Origin of the sequence: Burkholderia sp. AU15512, assembly GCF_002223325.1 — a bacterium.
Classification (GTDB): domain Bacteria; phylum Pseudomonadota; class Gammaproteobacteria; order Burkholderiales; family Burkholderiaceae; genus Burkholderia.
The window spans coordinates 2,168,728-2,183,008 of record NZ_NKEX01000006.1 but is presented as its reverse complement, the minus strand read 5'-3'; the positions used below and the strand labels follow the sequence as shown (position 1 = coordinate 2,183,008).

Below are 14,281 nucleotides of genomic sequence, written 5' to 3'. Positions count from 1 at the left end.
CTAAGCAATCGCCACATTGATAGGAGTATGGATAAATGAACGTCAGGATGCCGCTTGCCGCTGCCGCACTGATCCTCGCCCAGGCCGCATGGGCCGCGGGCCCCGCGCCGACGAAAACCTGGACGATGAGCGCGATCCCCGGCGATCGCGCGGCGAGCGATGCATTCGCCGCAATGAAGAAAGGCCACGCGGTGCCGGCATGGGTGACGAACGGCACCGAATCTCCGGCAACCACCGTCGTGTTCGGTGGGCACGACGTTTACGTGATGACGGCCTGCAAGCCGCACAACTGCGGGACGGAGCGCGTCGCGGTGCTGTACGACCCGCAGAAGAAGGTGATGTACGGTGTGCTGTCCGTCGCAAGCCCGAAGGGGGGCGCCGAGAAGCTGACGTGGCTCAATATCGGCGGCGGTAGCGAATCGATCGACGGACGGACGATTCTGTATGCGGCACTGACGGGCAGCCTCGAGAACCACCCGGACGCGTTCAATTACAAGTGATGCCGGCCGATTGACGGTCAGTCATGCATCAATCGCCGTCGCTGCCCGAACGGGGCGGCCGAAGTGAAGCAGGGGCGTCGCGCGATCATGCGCGACGCTCCTTTTCTTTCTCTGGCGCGGCTCGGTCGGCATGCCGCTGCGAAGGTCAGCGACGGTAGATGAACTCCAGGTCAGTCGCTTCCCCGACCTTGAAATCGTACGTGCCGACCTTCCTGAAACCGGCCTTCTCGTAGAAGGCGATGGCCTTCGCGTTGCCGGACCACACGCCGAGCCACACCGGGCCGGGGCGTTCCGTGGCCAGATAGTCGAGCGCGGAGTCGAACAACGCGCGCCCGGCGCCGGTCCCTTGCGTGCCGCGCCGAAGGTAGATCTGATGGATTTCCCCCGCACTGTCGTCAACCTCCGGGTGCGGGAGCTTGCACGGCCCTGCGTGCGCATACCCCACCAGCCGGCCGTCGTCGCTTTCGGCGACCCACGTGCGGCACCGGGGATCGTTGAGCTGGCCCGTGATCGTTTCCACCGAATAGGCCTGGGTCTCGTACGCAGCCAGATCGTGCGGCGGGTAGTCGATATTGAATCCGTCTTGCAGAAAGGTTTCGCGAAACGTGTCGCGCTTCAGTTCGGCAAGCGGGATGGCATCGGACGGCGTGGCAACGCGGATCAACATGGAGGATGGCTGGCTTCGTGGATCGGGCAGACAGTTTATCCCGGCTGACGAGCAGCTTGCGGGCGCCCGGTCGACCTGCGTGCGAGCCGTGCCGGGGGCGCGTGCGCGCGAACCTGATCAACCGCAAGGCAATCCTGCCGATGCTGGTGGTTGACCGCCGACGGACATGCTAGGATTTCCGACAAACAACTTCGGAGACTGCCATGCCGTTCATCTGCGAAAACGTTGCATGCCGCGCCGTGCTGGCTCGCGGGCAGGTCAGGCCCCATCAAGAGGACGCGGGGTGGTGCTTCCACTGCCCGGACTGCAACACCCGGAACGAGTTGATGTACGTCGACGTGGCCGGCGGCGCCGTCGAACTGGTTCAGCCGGAGCGCGCCAGCCCGCCGCACAAGGTGGTTGCAACGGCCCGGCCGTTGCAGGATGGCAAATACGCCGCGCAGTTGAGCGTTCAGCGGGCGCTCGCCGTGAAGGGAACGTACGCGGCTGAAGAACACTGGGATGAACTCGGTGTGTTCGGCGACGCGCAGGAAGCCGTCGCGCATGCGAAGTCGTTCGCCACCGACCTGTTGCAGCGAGCGGCGTAGTCGAACTCATTCGGTCAACGAAGAAGCGGTGTCGCGCACGCATGCGTGACACCGCTTTGCATTGTCCGTTCGTTCCCGTCAGTTGTAGATGTCGAACGAAAAATACTTTTTCGCGATCCGCTGGTACGTCCCGTCCTGGATCAGGCTCGCAAGCGCCTGGTTGATCTGCGTGCGCAGCGCGTCGTCATCCTTGCGCACGCCGATCGCCGAACCCACGCCGAGCGTCTTCGGGTCATGCAGCGGCGGCCCCGCGAATTCGAAGTTCGCGCCCTTCGCGGTTTTCAGGAAACCGAGGTCGGCCTGCACCGACGATTGCAGCGACGCATCGAGCCGCCCCGACAGCAGGTCCTGGTAGACGAGATCCTGTGTCTGGTACGTGCGGACGATCACGCCCTTCGGCTCCCAGTACGTGCGCGCATAGGTTTCCTGCGTCGAACCCTGCTCGACGCCGACGCTCTTGCCCTGCAGCGATTCGGGCGTCGGCTGCAGGTTCGAGCCGCGCCGCGCGACGAGCCGGGGCGGCACGTTGTCGATCTTGTCCGTGAATGCGATCTGCGCGAGGCGCTTCTCGGTCACGCTCATCGACGACAGCACGCCGTCGAACTTGCGCGCCTTCAGCGCGGGGATCATCCCGTCGAACGCGTTCTCGACCCACACGCAGCGCACCTTCATCCGTTCGCAGATCGCGTTGCCGAGATCGATGTCGAAGCCGACGAGCTTGCCGTCGGGCGCGAGCGATTCGAACGGCGCATAGCTGGGGTCGACGCCGAGGCGCAGCACCGCCGGGTCTTTCGCGGCGGCGGCGCCGGCCGTCAGCGCGAGCGCAGCGGCCAGGACGAGCTTTTTCATGTCTGTCTCCAATACCGATTGATGTTGTTTGTCGTGAAACGAACCAGCGGCCGTCGGGCGTGACTGCCCGCGCCCGGCCATGCGCGGGCGGCGGGACGTTGCGCCGGCAGTGGCCGGCGAAACGTCCGGATTCGAAGGGGCGTTAGCGGGCGGCGCCGGTGATGCGCAGCATGCTGTGCCGGTAGCCGGCGGGCGCGAACGCGGCGTTCAGCGCGGCCATCGCGGCGATCACACCGAGATGCATCCACCACGCGATCGCGAAGCCGCCGCCCGCGTCGCGCAGCCAGCCGATCAGCCAGGGGCTGGCCGCGACGGTCAGGAAGCCGATGCCCTGCACGAACGCGGCGAGCGCGCCGGCGAGCCGCGCATCGGGCAGGTGGTCGAGCGTGACGATCAGGCTCATCGAGAAGAAGCCGCCGAGACCGAGGCCGACGCTCGCGACCCAGAGCCACGGCGCGAGCGCGGGCAGTGTCGCGAACCCGATGAAGCCGGCCGCCTGCAGCGCGAGCGTGAGCCACAGCACGGCGCGGCGGTCGGACGAGCGTTTTGCGAGCATCGGCATCGCGAGGGCGCCGGCCGCCTGGAACAGCGCCATCCACGCGAGCAGGTTGCCGCTCGCTTGCGGAGTCATGCCGATGCCGCGGTAGAACGCGGGCAGCCACGCGACGAGGCTGGCGTAGCCGCTGTTGCTGAGCCCGAAGAACAGCGCGAGCTGCCACGCGCGCGGAATGCGGATGAACGCGGTGAGCGGAGCCGATACGGCCGTCGCGCGCACGGCGTCGCGCGGCGCCTTCGCCCGCCACAGCGCGAGCGTGGCGAGCGCGGGCACGGCCCACACGGCGAGCGCGAGATGCCAGCCGCCCTGCGCGGCGAGCCACGGGCTCGCGACCGCGCCGAACGCGCCGCCGCCGACCAGCGCGGCCGAGTAGAGGCCCATCGCGAGCGGCAGCCGGTCGACGAACCAGCGTTTCGCGAGGCCGGGCACGAGCGCCTGGATCACGGCGACGCCGGCGCCCGCGACGATCGCGGTGCCGATCAGGCCCGCGCTGCCGTCGCTCCACAGGCGTGCCGTGCAGCCTGCCGCGATCAGCGCCAGCGCGACGCTCAGCGCGCGCTGCTCGCCCACGCGCCGCGCGAGCCCGACGCCGACCCCGGCGACGACACCCATCAGCACGAACGGCAGCGTGGTCAGCAGCGCGGCCGCGCGAAAGCCGAGGCCCGTGTCGGCGCGCACGACGTCGAGCACGGGGCCGAATGCGGTCAGAAACGGACGCAGGTTGAGGCCGGCCAGCACCAGTAGTGCGAGCGCGCGATAGGACACGGAAGCCGGATGCGGGCGGGGGATGGCTTGCGCGGTGCCGGGGTCGGACATCGGAATGCTCCAGGGAGGGGCCGGTGGCCCTGTGATGCGATGCCGAAAGGGTAAGCGCGCGCTAAGCCAGGTGAAAATTAAATATTCGACTGGGAATCAGTGCGGAATGCGATGGGGCGTCGCGGGGCGACGGGGGCGGATGGCGGTGGCCGGCGAGACGGTTCGACGGCGCGTTCATCAGATGAAACGCGCGCCGTCATGCCACGGGCATCTGCTCGGCCAGCGCTTGTGCGCGCGCGGCCACCAGCGACCGGACGAGCGCGCGATCGGCCGCCGTTTCCGGCGTAAAGATCACGAGCGTCTGGTCGGGCCGGCCGTTTACCGCGAACGCCGAATATTCGAGCGCGATGCGCCCGACCGCAGGATGGTGAATCTCCTTGGTGCCTTCCTCGTGCGAGCGGACATCGTGGTCGCGCCACAGCGCGTCGAACTCCGCGCTCGCCGCGCGCATCTCGTCGACGAAAGCCTGAACGGCCTGCGTCGCACCGCCGCGCGCGACGTCGGCGCGAAACGCGCCCACCGCGAACCGCGCGACGCGTTCCCAGTTCGCCTGCACGCCGCGCACGTGCGGATCGACGAAGATGAGCCGCAGGATGTTGCGCCGTTGCGGCGACAGCGTCGTGTAGTCGGTCAGCGTCGCGGCTGCCGCGTCGTTCCACGCGACGACGTCCCACGTCGCCGAGCGCACGATCGCGGGGCTCGCATCGAGCGAATCGAGCACGTGCTGTACGCGCGGCGACACATGGTCGGCCGCGTGATAGCGCACTTCCGGCAAGTGGCCGACGCCGATCAGGAACAGGTGCTCGCGCTCGGCGTCGTTCAGCAGCAGCGCGCGGGCGAGCCGGTCGAGCACGTCGGCCGACGGCGCGCCGCCGCGCCCCTGCTCGAGCCACGTGTACCACGCGGTGCTCACGTGCGCACGCTGGGCGACTTCCTCGCGCCGCAGGCCCGGCGTGCGGCGGCGCGTGGCCGGCAGGCCGAGCGCGGCCGGGTCGAGTTTCTCGCGGCGGGCCCGAAGGTAGGCGCCGAGCAGGTTGTCGGGGGCGTCAGCCATAGCCTGTTAGTTCGTTTACCGGTAAACCGTCACGGCTTCACCGTGCACGGCGATCGACAGATAGTAAGCCTCCCTGCCATCCGGAGGTATTGAACATGCGTGTCTTTGTTACTGGAGCGTCGGGCTTCGTCGGCGCGGCCGTCGTGGCCGAACTCATTGCTGCCGGGCACTCGGTGCTCGGCCTCGCGCGGTCCGATGCGACCGCGTCGTCGGTCGCGGCGGCCGGCGCAGATGTCCATCGCGGGTCGCTGGAGGATCTCGACAGCCTCACGCGCGGTGCCGAAGCCGCCGACGCGGTGATCCATACGGGATTCAATCACGACTTCTCGCGCTTCGCGCAGAACTGCGAGGTCGATCGCCGCGCGATCGAGACGATCGGCGCGGCGCTCGCGGGCTCGGCGCGGCCGCTGGTCGTCACGTCGGGCCTCGCGCTCGTCGCGCCCGGGCGCGCGGCGACGGAGGACGATCCGCACGTGCCGGTGTCGTCGACCTATCCGCGGGCGTCCGAAGCGGCCGCGGTCGCGCTGGAGGCGCGCGGCGTGCATGCATCGGTCGTGCGCCTGCCGCCGTCCGTGCACGGCGACGGCGATCACGCTTTCGTGCCGCGCCTGATCGCGTTCGCGCGGGAGAAGGGCGCGTCGGCCTACATCGGCGAAGGCGACAACCGCTGGCCCGCCGTGCACCGGCTCGACGCGGCGCGCGTCTATCGGCTCGCGATCGAACGCGGCGCACCCGGCGCGCGCTATCACGCGGTCGACGATACCGGCGTGCGGTTCAGGGACATCGCGGAAGTGATCGGCCGGCGGCTGAACGTGCCGGTCGTCGCGAAAACGGCGGCGGAAGCCGGCGAACACTTCGGCTGGTTCGCGATGTTCGCGGGGATGGATGCGCCGGCCACGAGCGAGCGCACGCGCGCATCGCTCGACTGGGCGCCGACGCAGCCGGGGTTGCTGGCCGATATCGACCGGCCGCGGTATTTCGAAAGCTGAACGGGGGGCGGGCCTGCCGCCTTTTCAGACAAGCGGCCCGCCCGCCTCGCATCGTTCAGACCGTGACGACGATCTTCCCGACCTGCGCACCGGCCTCCATGTAGCGATGCGCTTCCACGATGTCGTCGAACGCGAACGTGCGATCGATCAGCGGCTTCAGCGCGCCGGCCGCGAGCCCGTCGACGATGAAGCGCTTCGCGCGCTCGAGCCGCTGCGCGTCGCCGGTGATCTCGAACAGCTCGTAGCCGCGCAGTGTCAGGTGGCGGGCGAGCAGGTCCATCACCGGCACCGGGATGTCGCGCGTGTCGAGCGCGCCGTACTGGAAGAACGTGCCGTTCGTGGCCAGCGCGCGCAGCAGGTTCGCCGCGTCCGGGCCGCCGACCGGATCGAACACGAGGCGCGCGCCGGTGCCGCCGGTGATCTCCGCCACCTGCTGCGGCAGGTCCGCAGGGCTGCCGACGATCACGTGCTTCGCGCCCGCGTCGAGCAGCGCCTGGCGCTTCGATTCGCCGCGCGTCAGCGCGATCGGCACCGCGCCGACATGGTTCGCGATCTGGATCGCCGCCTGCCCGACGCTGCTCGACGCGGCGCCGATCAGCACCGCGTCGCCGCGCTGCAGGCCGCCGAGTTCGATCAGCGCGCCCCACGCCGTGACGAACATCATCCACGTCGCGGCCGCTTCCTCGAACGACAGGCCCGCCGGATGCCTGACCACCGCATGCGCGGGCACGTTGACGACCTCGCCGTACATCCCGTAGTCGGCGAACGAGAACGCCGGCACGACGCTCACCGCATCGCCTTCGGCGAACGCCGTCACGTTGCGGCCGACCGCCGCGACGATCCCCGACGCCTCGTAGCCGAGCGCCGCGGGAAAGCGCGGCATGAACGTGTATTCGCCGCTGCGGTACATGACTTCCGCGCGATTGAGGCCGATCGCCTTCACGCGCAGCTGGATGTCGTCGGGGCCGGGTGCCGGTACGTCGACGGTGTCGATCTGCAGGACGTCGGGGCCGCCGACGCGGTGGAAACGAACGATGCGGGACATGGAGGGCTCCTTCAATGAACGGGTGTCGATGAAGGAGCACTGTAGGCGGGTATCCGCGCCGGAGAAACGCGCGGCGGGATCATTGATTGTTATTCGACGAATAACAATCGGCGCACACCTGTTCTACGCCGGATAACGCCGCGCAAACAGCTCGGTCAGCCAGTCGATGAACGCGCGCACCTTGTCGGGCAGATGCGCGCGGTTCGGGTACAGCACCGACACCGGCTTCGGCTCGGCCGGCACGCCGGGCAGCAGCTCGATCAGCTGGCCCGAGTCGATGCTTGGCTGCAGCGCGGGCCGCAATGCATGCACGATGCCGAGGCCGGCCAGCCCGCAGGACAGCAGCGCTTCCGAGTTGTCGGTCAGCAGGCTGCTCGCGAGCTTCACCGCGACGGTTTCGCCGTGCGGGCGGAACGTCCATTCGAGCACCTTGCGATTGCTGCCGGTAAAGAAGTTGACGGCGCGATGCGCGCGAAGGTCGTCGAGCGTGCGCGGCAAGCCGTGGCGGGCGATGTAGCCGGGCGACGCGCACGTGACCATCGGCACCGCGCCGACCGTGCGCGCGACCATGCTCGAATCCTTCAGCTTGCCGACCCGCACGACGCAGTCGATGCCTTCTCCGATCAGGTCGGCCGGCTGGTCGCTCGCGCCGAGCACGAGCTCGATCTGCGGATAGCGTTGCTGGAAATCGGGCAACGCCGGAATCACGACCGTCTTCGCCAGCGCGAGCGCGATGTCGATGCGCAACCGGCCTTTCGGGATCGCGCGCTGCTTCGGGAACGACGCGAACGCGTCGTCGATGCTGCCGAGCAACTGCACGCAGCGCGCATGGAATGCCTCGCCTTCGGCGGTCACGCTGACGCGGCGCGTGCTGCGGTTCAGCAGCCGGACGCCGAGTTCCTGCTCGAGCTGCTGCACGGCTTTCGTCACGGCCGGCCGATGCAGTTGCAGCGCGTCGGCGGCCTGCGTGAAGTTGCCGCGTTCGACGATCTGTACGTAGATCTGCATCGCTTGCAGGCGGTCCATGGCGCTCCCGGATGTCGTGGCGAGCGGCCATCTTCGCATACCGCTCGCCCCCCGTGCGACGCCGAGGCGCAGCCGGCCGCCACCCGTCATTCGACCGGATGCAGATCCTGCAGCAGCGTCGGCACGAGCTCCGACACGGTCGGGTGGATATGCATCGCACGGCTGATCGTCGTGTACGGCGCGCCGGCGGCCATTACGTCGAGCATCCCGTGCACGACTTCGTCGCCCGTCACGCCGAGGATCGATGCACCGAGGATCGCGTGGCTGTCCGCGTCCACGATCACCTTCATGAAACCCAGGCTCTCGCCTTTTTCCACCGCGCGGCCGACGCGCGTCATCGGGCGCGTGCCGACGAGCAGCCGGCGGCCGGTCTGTTTCGCTTGCGCGAGCGTCATGCCGACGCGGCCGAGCGGCGGATCGACGTACAGCGCGTACGCCGCGATGCGATCGGACACCTTGCGCGGATCGTTGTCGAGCAGGTTGGCCGCGACGATCTCGTAGTCGTTGTACGCGGTGTGCGTGAACGCGCCGCGCCCGTTGCAGTCGCCGAGCGCCCAGATGCCGGGCACGTTCGTGCGCAGCTGTTCGTCGACCTCGATGTAGCCGCGCGCGTCGGTCGAGACGCCCGCGCGGTCGAGCCCGAGATCGTCGGTGTTCGGCACGCGTCCGACCGCGAGCAGCAGGTGCGAGCCCGCGACCTCGCGGCCGCCGCCCGCGCAGTCGAGGCCGACCGCGATGCCGTTGCCGTTGCGCCGCGCGCTCAGGCAGGTCGCGTCGAGCTGCACGTCGATCCCTTCGTTTTCGAGAATCTCGCGCACGGCCTGCGACACGTCTTCGTCCTCGCGCCGGATCAGGCGCGAACCCTGCTCGACGATCGTGACCTTCGACCCGAAGCGGCGATACATCTGGCCGAACTCGAGCCCGATGTAGCTGCCGCCGACGATCACGAGATGCTCGGGCAGGAAGTCGACGTCCATCATCGTCGAGTTGGTCAGGTACGGCACCGTGTCGAGGCCCGGCATGGCCGGCACCTGCGCGCGCCCGCCGACGTTGATGAAGAGGCGTTCCGCGTCGAGCAGGTCGTCGCCCACGCGCACCGTGTTGGCTTGCTCGAAGCGGGCGTGACCCTGAAACACGGTGGTGTTCGCGAGGCCGCGCACCCATTGCTCGACGCCGTGGTTCGAGCGGCCGGAGATCTGGTCCTTGCGCGCCTTCACGGCTTGCATGTCGACGGTGACGGGGCCGCCGACCGACACGCCGTATTCGCCGGCGCGCCGCGCGAGGTGCGCGGCGTACGCGCTCGCGATCAGCGTCTTGGTCGGGATGCAGCCGGTGTTCACGCAGGTGCCGCCGAAGCGGCCGCGCTCGATGATTGCGACTTTCATCCCGGCGGCGGACAGCCGCGCGGCGAGTGGCGGCCCGGCTTGACCGGTGCCGATGACGATCGCGTCGAAGTGTTGCGTCATGTCGTTCTCCAGTGCGGGTGCAGCGAGGGAACGCGTGCGGGCGAGCCGCGTGCGAGGCCGGCGCACGGTCGCGCGACGGCAAGCGTTCATGGTAGTCCTGTTGGCGTGCGCTCGCGAGCGCGGGAGCGGCGGGACGTGACGGTATCCGGCCGTGCCCGCGCCTGCCGGCGTGCGAGGCAACCGGTCGCGGCGCGTGGCACCGGCCGCGTCAGTCCTTGCGTTTCCATTGACCGAACGACACCGGCCGATGCGCGTCGGCGCGCGTGACGGTGACGTGGTCGGGCTGGTCGTCGAGCGGGAACGATTCCGTGACGATCTGGTTCGAGAACAGCCACCCGTGCGTGCGTGGGTCGTAGCGGAACGTCACGTAGTCACTCCAGTGCTGCCCGCACGCGACGAAGTTCTGCACGGTGAAATAGTGGCCCTTGATCGCGAAGCCGTTGTCGGCGGCATCTTCGGGATCGAACGGGTCGCACTGACCGCCTTCGTTCGCGCGCAGCACGACCTGGTCGTTGCGCGCGACGAGCCGGAACGCGTGATCCGGCTGTTCCTCGAAGATCAGCAGCGGACGCGGCGACGGCTGCTCGCGCGTATCGACCGCCCGATGCACGACGACGAGGAAGCTGTGCCGCCCGTTGTCGAGATCGGGTCCGGCATGCGCGACCAGCGGCTGGAAGCCGGGGGGTAGCTGCGCGGCGACCGATTTCGGCAGGTCGCCGGCGCGGACATTGAACGAAAGCGCGGCGAGCAGCGGGAGGAGCACGAAGCGGATTGGCATGATTGGGCGCAGGATATCAAGAGGGCGCTGGATGGCTCGGCACGCGCGTGTGTTACGCGGTGTCAGCGGGCTGCACGCGCGCGATACTGCGCAGTTGCAGGATCGACTTCGATGCCGAGCTGATAGGCGATATGCTCGAATAGTGGATCAAATGCCGGAGGCTCGCCGAACGCAGTTTCACTCGCTGCGGTAATGCACTCTGTTAAGCCGACAGCCAAAGCGGCCTGGATGGGCAGCGGGGATTCGCTGACGTCGAGTCGCAGCGCAGACCATTCTTGTTTCAGACGGAGGGCTTCGAATCTTCTTCTGGCGTCGAATAGAACCGAGACGATCAGCTTTCCGCAGTGGCTGAGCGCCACCAATCCAAAGGGCAGGAGCGCGTCGTGGCTCGCATCGTGCTCTCTCACGGTAGTACCGAATGCATGGACGAGCCAACCGGACGGAATGCGGGTCGGCAGGCACAGCGTCGATCCCGTGCGCACGTAGCGCCCCTCCAAATACTCGCCGAACTCCTTCCGGAAGTCTTGGAGGGCGAACGCGAGATAACGTGCGTCGAACGGAAGCGGCGCACCGGGGTGGCGGACGTTGCGGGCCATGCGCCAGTGATTCAGCGCCATGCCGGTGGAAATTTTTTTTTGCCACAGATGCAATTCGTCAATGCTAGCGAGGCCGCATTTGATCTTGTTTTCCAGATCGCCGAATTTTCCGTTGGCGACAGGATCGGCCGGCGACCGGAAATCCTTCATGGTGGCCTGATGTACCGCGTCACCCATCTCGATTCGTTGGTTCTGCAGGCCGTAGTCCGCAATTAGCCAGCGTGGGATCACATGCTCGCCTTTCTTTTTGCCTTCGATTGGTACGCCGGTGAACAGGCAGCGATCGTTGAAATCGTCGCGCTCGAACTGTTCGCGCGTCATCCGCGGCTCGGTCACGGGGTTCTCCGGTTGGTTGAAAGCGGGCCGTCGGGCGCCGGGAAGAGCGTGGTCAGTTGCGCACTGTACCGGCGCTACAAATCCCGCCCGAGAAACTCGGTGCCCGGCACCGGGTTGAACGCGACGGGCGGCGCGGGCGTGAAGCCGAGCGACGCATACAGTTTTCTGGCAGCGACGAATTCGGGCAGCACGTCGAGGCACATGCGCGCATAGCCGGCCGCCTTCGCGTCGTGCAGCAGCCGCTCGACGAGCCTGCGGCCGACGTTCAGCCCGCGCGCGTCGGGACGCACATAGACGCGCTTCATCTCGCACGTCGTCGCGTCGATCTCCCGAAACGCCGCACAGCCCACCGCGCGCTCGCCTTGCCACGCGAGCAGCAACTGCCCGCGCGGCGCCGCGTACTTGCCGGGCAGTGCGGCGATCTCGGGCTCGTAGTCCTGGAATTCGAGGCTGACGGTCGGGCTCGCGATGTACTCGCGGAAGATCGCCTCGACGGCACGGGCGTCAGCGGGATAGCGGGCGGCGCGAATTTCGATCATGGGGGGCGGCGCGAATCACGGGAAAGAGGGCCAGCATAGCAGCGCAAAGCCGCTTTCGGCCATGCGCGAAGCGTGCCAGAATCGGCGGCTCGACCTTCGGAAACGACACGCAGGCGCTGGCGATCCGGCGTCGCTCACCAAGGAGACTTCGATGACTGCATCGGCTGCCGTACTCGCCATCCTGGCCGCGCTGTTTCTCGGCGCGATGATTCCGGGCCCGAGCTTCGTGCTGGTTGCCCGCAATTCGATCGGGCTGTCGCGCCGCGACGGGCTCGCGACCGCGCTCGGCATGGGCATCGGCGGCATCGTGTTCGGCGGCGTCGCACTGGCCGGGCTCTATACGCTGCTGCAGGCCGTCGAATGGCTGTACGTGGGCCTGAAGGTGGCGGGCGGCGCGTACCTGATCTACATGGCGTCGAAGATCTGGCGCGGCGCCGACCGGCCGATCGCGATGGACGATCCGCAGGCGATGGCCGGCGGCAGCGCGCGCAAGTCGTTCTGGACGGGCCTCACGACCCAGCTCAGCAACCCGAAGACGGCGATCTGGTACGGCAGCATCTTCGCGGCGCTGCTCCCGCAGCATCCGCCGCTGTGGTGCTATCTGGCGCTGCCGCCGCTCGTGTTTGGCGTCGAATTCGGCTGGTACACGATCGTCGCGCTGTGCTTTTCCACACGCCGGCCGCGCGAGCTCTACCTGCGCGCGAAGAAGTGGGTCGACCGCATCGCCGCCGGCGCGATCACGCTGCTCGGGCTGCGACTGATCCTGAATGCGCCGAAAGCGGGCATCTGACTGCATCTGACCGCTTCCATTCCCGATCCGCATCGCACGGCGGCCGGCCATTCCCGTGGCGGGCCGCCGGCGCGCGCCGCGCGAACGCGCATCGGCATCGGCATCACGCTTCGCTGAACCGCGCCAGCAGCGCCGCGAACCGCGTGTCGTCCGGAAATGCCTTCACTTCATACCGCACCGGGCGATGCCCGGTGGCCGTCATCAGGTCGCCGCACGTGCGCAGCAGCTCGGCCATCGGCACGTACGCGGACTGCCCCGTCGAGCCGCGATGGAGCGCGACGATATCCGTCTCGGGCAGCAGGGAAGGCACGCCGTCGCTCCATACGCTGACGCTGAACAGGCTGCCGTCCTGGCGTTTGTACACCGAGTAGGTCGCCACGAAGAGGTCGGTGCCGTCGCGCTCATGCACGTCGTTGAGCAGCATCCGCTGATCCTGGTAGTCGCCCGCGAGCTCGCCGATGCGCAGCGCATGCAGCTTCGCTTCGAGCCCTGCCGGCACGAAGCGCCGCCAGGCGGCGCCGTCCCAGCGCAGCATCAGCGGCGGCAGCGGGCGCGGCTGCGCCTGCGCCTGTTCGGCGAGGTCGACCATGGCGGCGAGCCCGGCCGGGTTGCGGTCGCCGGTGAGCAGCAGCACCGCGCGGGTCGGCGCCATCACGACCGGCGCGCCGGCGATCGGCTGCCGGTGGAGCAGGTCGGTCAGCAGCAGCCGCGCCGCGTCGTACGCGTCGTCGAATTGCGACAGGAATACCCCGTTCGGCAGCGCGGCCCATGGCGTCGACGATGCGGCCCGCAGGTTGTCGATCGCGATGTCGCAGGCTTCGTCGAACGAGACGCCCCATCGGTCGAGCGTCGCGGTCGGCAGGCGCGCGATGTCGAGCTCGCCGTCGTACGCAATGCCGATCTCGATGTTCTCGCACAGCGGCCGGAACGCCAGCTCCGTGATGCCGAACTGCCCGGCCGTTTGCAGCGCCGTCACGCAGCGCTCGGTCGCGCTGCGGATCACGGGGCGCAGCTTCGCGCGCGCGGCGGCGAAATCCGTCGGGATCTCGTGCTGCATCATCGCGTTCGCCTGGCGCTTCAGCACGGTGTCCCGCTCGGACGGCTTCGCGGCCGCGTAGTCGCGGAACAGGTTGTGCAGGTTGATGATGTTCGACGGCACATCCGACTGGACGAGGCAGCCCTTCTCGTCCTCGTGGCGCCAGGTGCGTGTGTCGCCCGATGCGCGCAGCGTGGCGATCAGGCGTTCCGCGAAAGCCTGCGGGGTCGGCGGTTTGCCGAAACGGTCGCGCAGGCGCGAGACGAGATTGGCAAGCATCGTGTGCGGTCGGGCCGGGCCCGTCTGTTGTCGTCGTGGGGCGGTGGCGCCCGGTCTCGGCGGCGCCGCCCGCGGCCGGATCGCGTGGCTCGGCGGGTGCTTTGATGGTAGTGCAACGCGGCAGGTATCGTCGGACGATATTTGCGGGCGGCGGGCGGCGGGCGGCGGGCGGCGGGCGGCGGGCGGCGGGCGACGGGCGACGGGCGAGGGCGAGGGCGAGGGCAAGGGCGAGGGCAAGGGCAAGGGCAAGGGCGTGTCGGAACCGTCGCCGCCGAAGCCCCAGTCGCCCGCCGAGCCTTGCGCGGCGGGCGTTCGCGTGTGTCGCCCGCCGCGCCCATCGGCGCCGCTTCCCCGATTCTGGCGGCCGACCGC

At 68.6% G+C, this 14,281-nt stretch carries 15 protein-coding genes; 4 read left to right on the top strand and 11 right to left on the bottom strand.

The annotated features are described in order from the left end of the window. The first annotated feature begins 35 nt into the window (after positions 1–35). Entirely contained in the window at positions 36–500 is a 465-nt protein-coding gene (locus CFB43_RS29085) for an Ivy family C-type lysozyme inhibitor (protein ID WP_089497585.1), read from the top strand. 145 nt (positions 501–645) lie between these two features. Here the strand turns inward: CFB43_RS29085 and CFB43_RS29080 are convergent, their stop codons facing one another. Beyond that, positions 646–1,167 carry a GNAT family N-acetyltransferase gene (locus CFB43_RS29080; RefSeq protein ID WP_089497584.1) on the bottom strand — a complete coding sequence of 174 codons (522 nt, stop codon included), beginning with the start codon at positions 1,165–1,167 and terminating at the stop codon, positions 646–648. 203 nt (positions 1,168–1,370) lie between these two features. On the opposite strand from CFB43_RS29080, the gene CFB43_RS29075 reads away from it, so the two are divergent. After that, positions 1,371–1,754 carry a hypothetical protein gene (locus tag CFB43_RS29075; RefSeq protein ID WP_089457688.1) on the top strand — a complete coding sequence of 128 codons (384 nt, stop codon included), beginning with the start codon at positions 1,371–1,373 and terminating at the stop codon, positions 1,752–1,754. Positions 1,755–1,832: 78 nt separating this feature from the next. On the opposite strand, the gene CFB43_RS29070 is transcribed toward CFB43_RS29075, so the two are convergent. The 3 genes from CFB43_RS29070 to CFB43_RS29060 form a co-directional block, all read right to left on the bottom strand. After that, positions 1,833–2,603 (bottom strand): ABC transporter substrate-binding protein, encoded by a 771-nt coding sequence (locus CFB43_RS29070; RefSeq protein ID WP_089497583.1) that lies wholly within the window; start codon positions 2,601–2,603, stop codon positions 1,833–1,835. A 142-nt stretch (positions 2,604–2,745) separates the two neighbouring features. After that, positions 2,746–3,975 carry a cyanate transporter gene (locus CFB43_RS29065; RefSeq protein ID WP_089497582.1) on the bottom strand — a complete coding sequence of 410 codons (1,230 nt, stop codon included), beginning with the start codon at positions 3,973–3,975 and terminating at the stop codon, positions 2,746–2,748. Positions 3,976–4,171: 196 nt separating this feature from the next. Next, positions 4,172–5,029: a helix-turn-helix transcriptional regulator gene (locus CFB43_RS29060; protein ID WP_089443154.1), complete on the bottom strand. Its 858-nt coding sequence runs from the start codon at positions 5,027–5,029 to the stop codon at positions 4,172–4,174. A gap of 95 nt (positions 5,030–5,124) precedes the next feature. Between CFB43_RS29060 and CFB43_RS29055 the strand changes: the two genes are divergently transcribed. Then, positions 5,125–6,018 carry an SDR family oxidoreductase gene (locus tag CFB43_RS29055; protein ID WP_089497581.1) on the top strand — a complete coding sequence of 298 codons (894 nt, stop codon included), beginning with the start codon at positions 5,125–5,127 and terminating at the stop codon, positions 6,016–6,018. A 55-nt stretch (positions 6,019–6,073) separates the two neighbouring features. Here CFB43_RS29055 and CFB43_RS29050 read toward each other — a convergent pair whose 3' ends face one another. From CFB43_RS29050 to CFB43_RS29025, 6 genes are all read right to left on the bottom strand, one after another. Next, entirely contained in the window at positions 6,074–7,063 is a 990-nt protein-coding gene (locus tag CFB43_RS29050; protein ID WP_089497580.1) for a zinc-dependent alcohol dehydrogenase family protein, read from the bottom strand. 123 nt (positions 7,064–7,186) lie between these two features. Next, the gene (locus CFB43_RS29045) at positions 7,187–8,089 is read right to left on the bottom strand and encodes a LysR family transcriptional regulator (RefSeq protein WP_089497579.1); all 903 of its coding nucleotides are present in this window, start codon (positions 8,087–8,089) and stop codon (positions 7,187–7,189) included. Between the two features lie 86 nt (positions 8,090–8,175). After that, positions 8,176–9,555, bottom strand: a complete 1,380-nt coding sequence (locus tag CFB43_RS29040) for an FAD-containing oxidoreductase (RefSeq protein ID WP_089497578.1) — start codon at positions 9,553–9,555, stop codon at positions 8,176–8,178. 208 nt (positions 9,556–9,763) lie between these two features. Continuing rightward, positions 9,764–10,333 (bottom strand): hypothetical protein, encoded by a 570-nt coding sequence (locus CFB43_RS29035; RefSeq protein ID WP_089497577.1) that lies wholly within the window; start codon positions 10,331–10,333, stop codon positions 9,764–9,766. Between the two features lie 62 nt (positions 10,334–10,395). Then, positions 10,396–11,265 (bottom strand): hypothetical protein, encoded by an 870-nt coding sequence (locus CFB43_RS29030; protein ID WP_144023125.1) that lies wholly within the window; start codon positions 11,263–11,265, stop codon positions 10,396–10,398. Between the two features lie 74 nt (positions 11,266–11,339). Further along, positions 11,340–11,804 (bottom strand): GNAT family N-acetyltransferase, encoded by a 465-nt coding sequence (locus CFB43_RS29025; protein ID WP_089497575.1) that lies wholly within the window; start codon positions 11,802–11,804, stop codon positions 11,340–11,342. A gap of 151 nt (positions 11,805–11,955) precedes the next feature. On the opposite strand from CFB43_RS29025, the gene CFB43_RS29020 reads away from it, so the two are divergent. Then, positions 11,956–12,594 carry a LysE family translocator gene (locus tag CFB43_RS29020; RefSeq protein WP_069252865.1) on the top strand — a complete coding sequence of 213 codons (639 nt, stop codon included), beginning with the start codon at positions 11,956–11,958 and terminating at the stop codon, positions 12,592–12,594. 103 nt (positions 12,595–12,697) lie between these two features. Here CFB43_RS29020 and CFB43_RS29015 read toward each other — a convergent pair whose 3' ends face one another. Beyond that, on the bottom strand, positions 12,698–13,909 hold the full coding sequence (locus tag CFB43_RS29015) for a hypothetical protein (protein ID WP_089497574.1): 1,212 nt from the start codon (positions 13,907–13,909) through the stop codon (positions 12,698–12,700). Positions 13,910–14,281 lie beyond the last annotated feature (372 nt).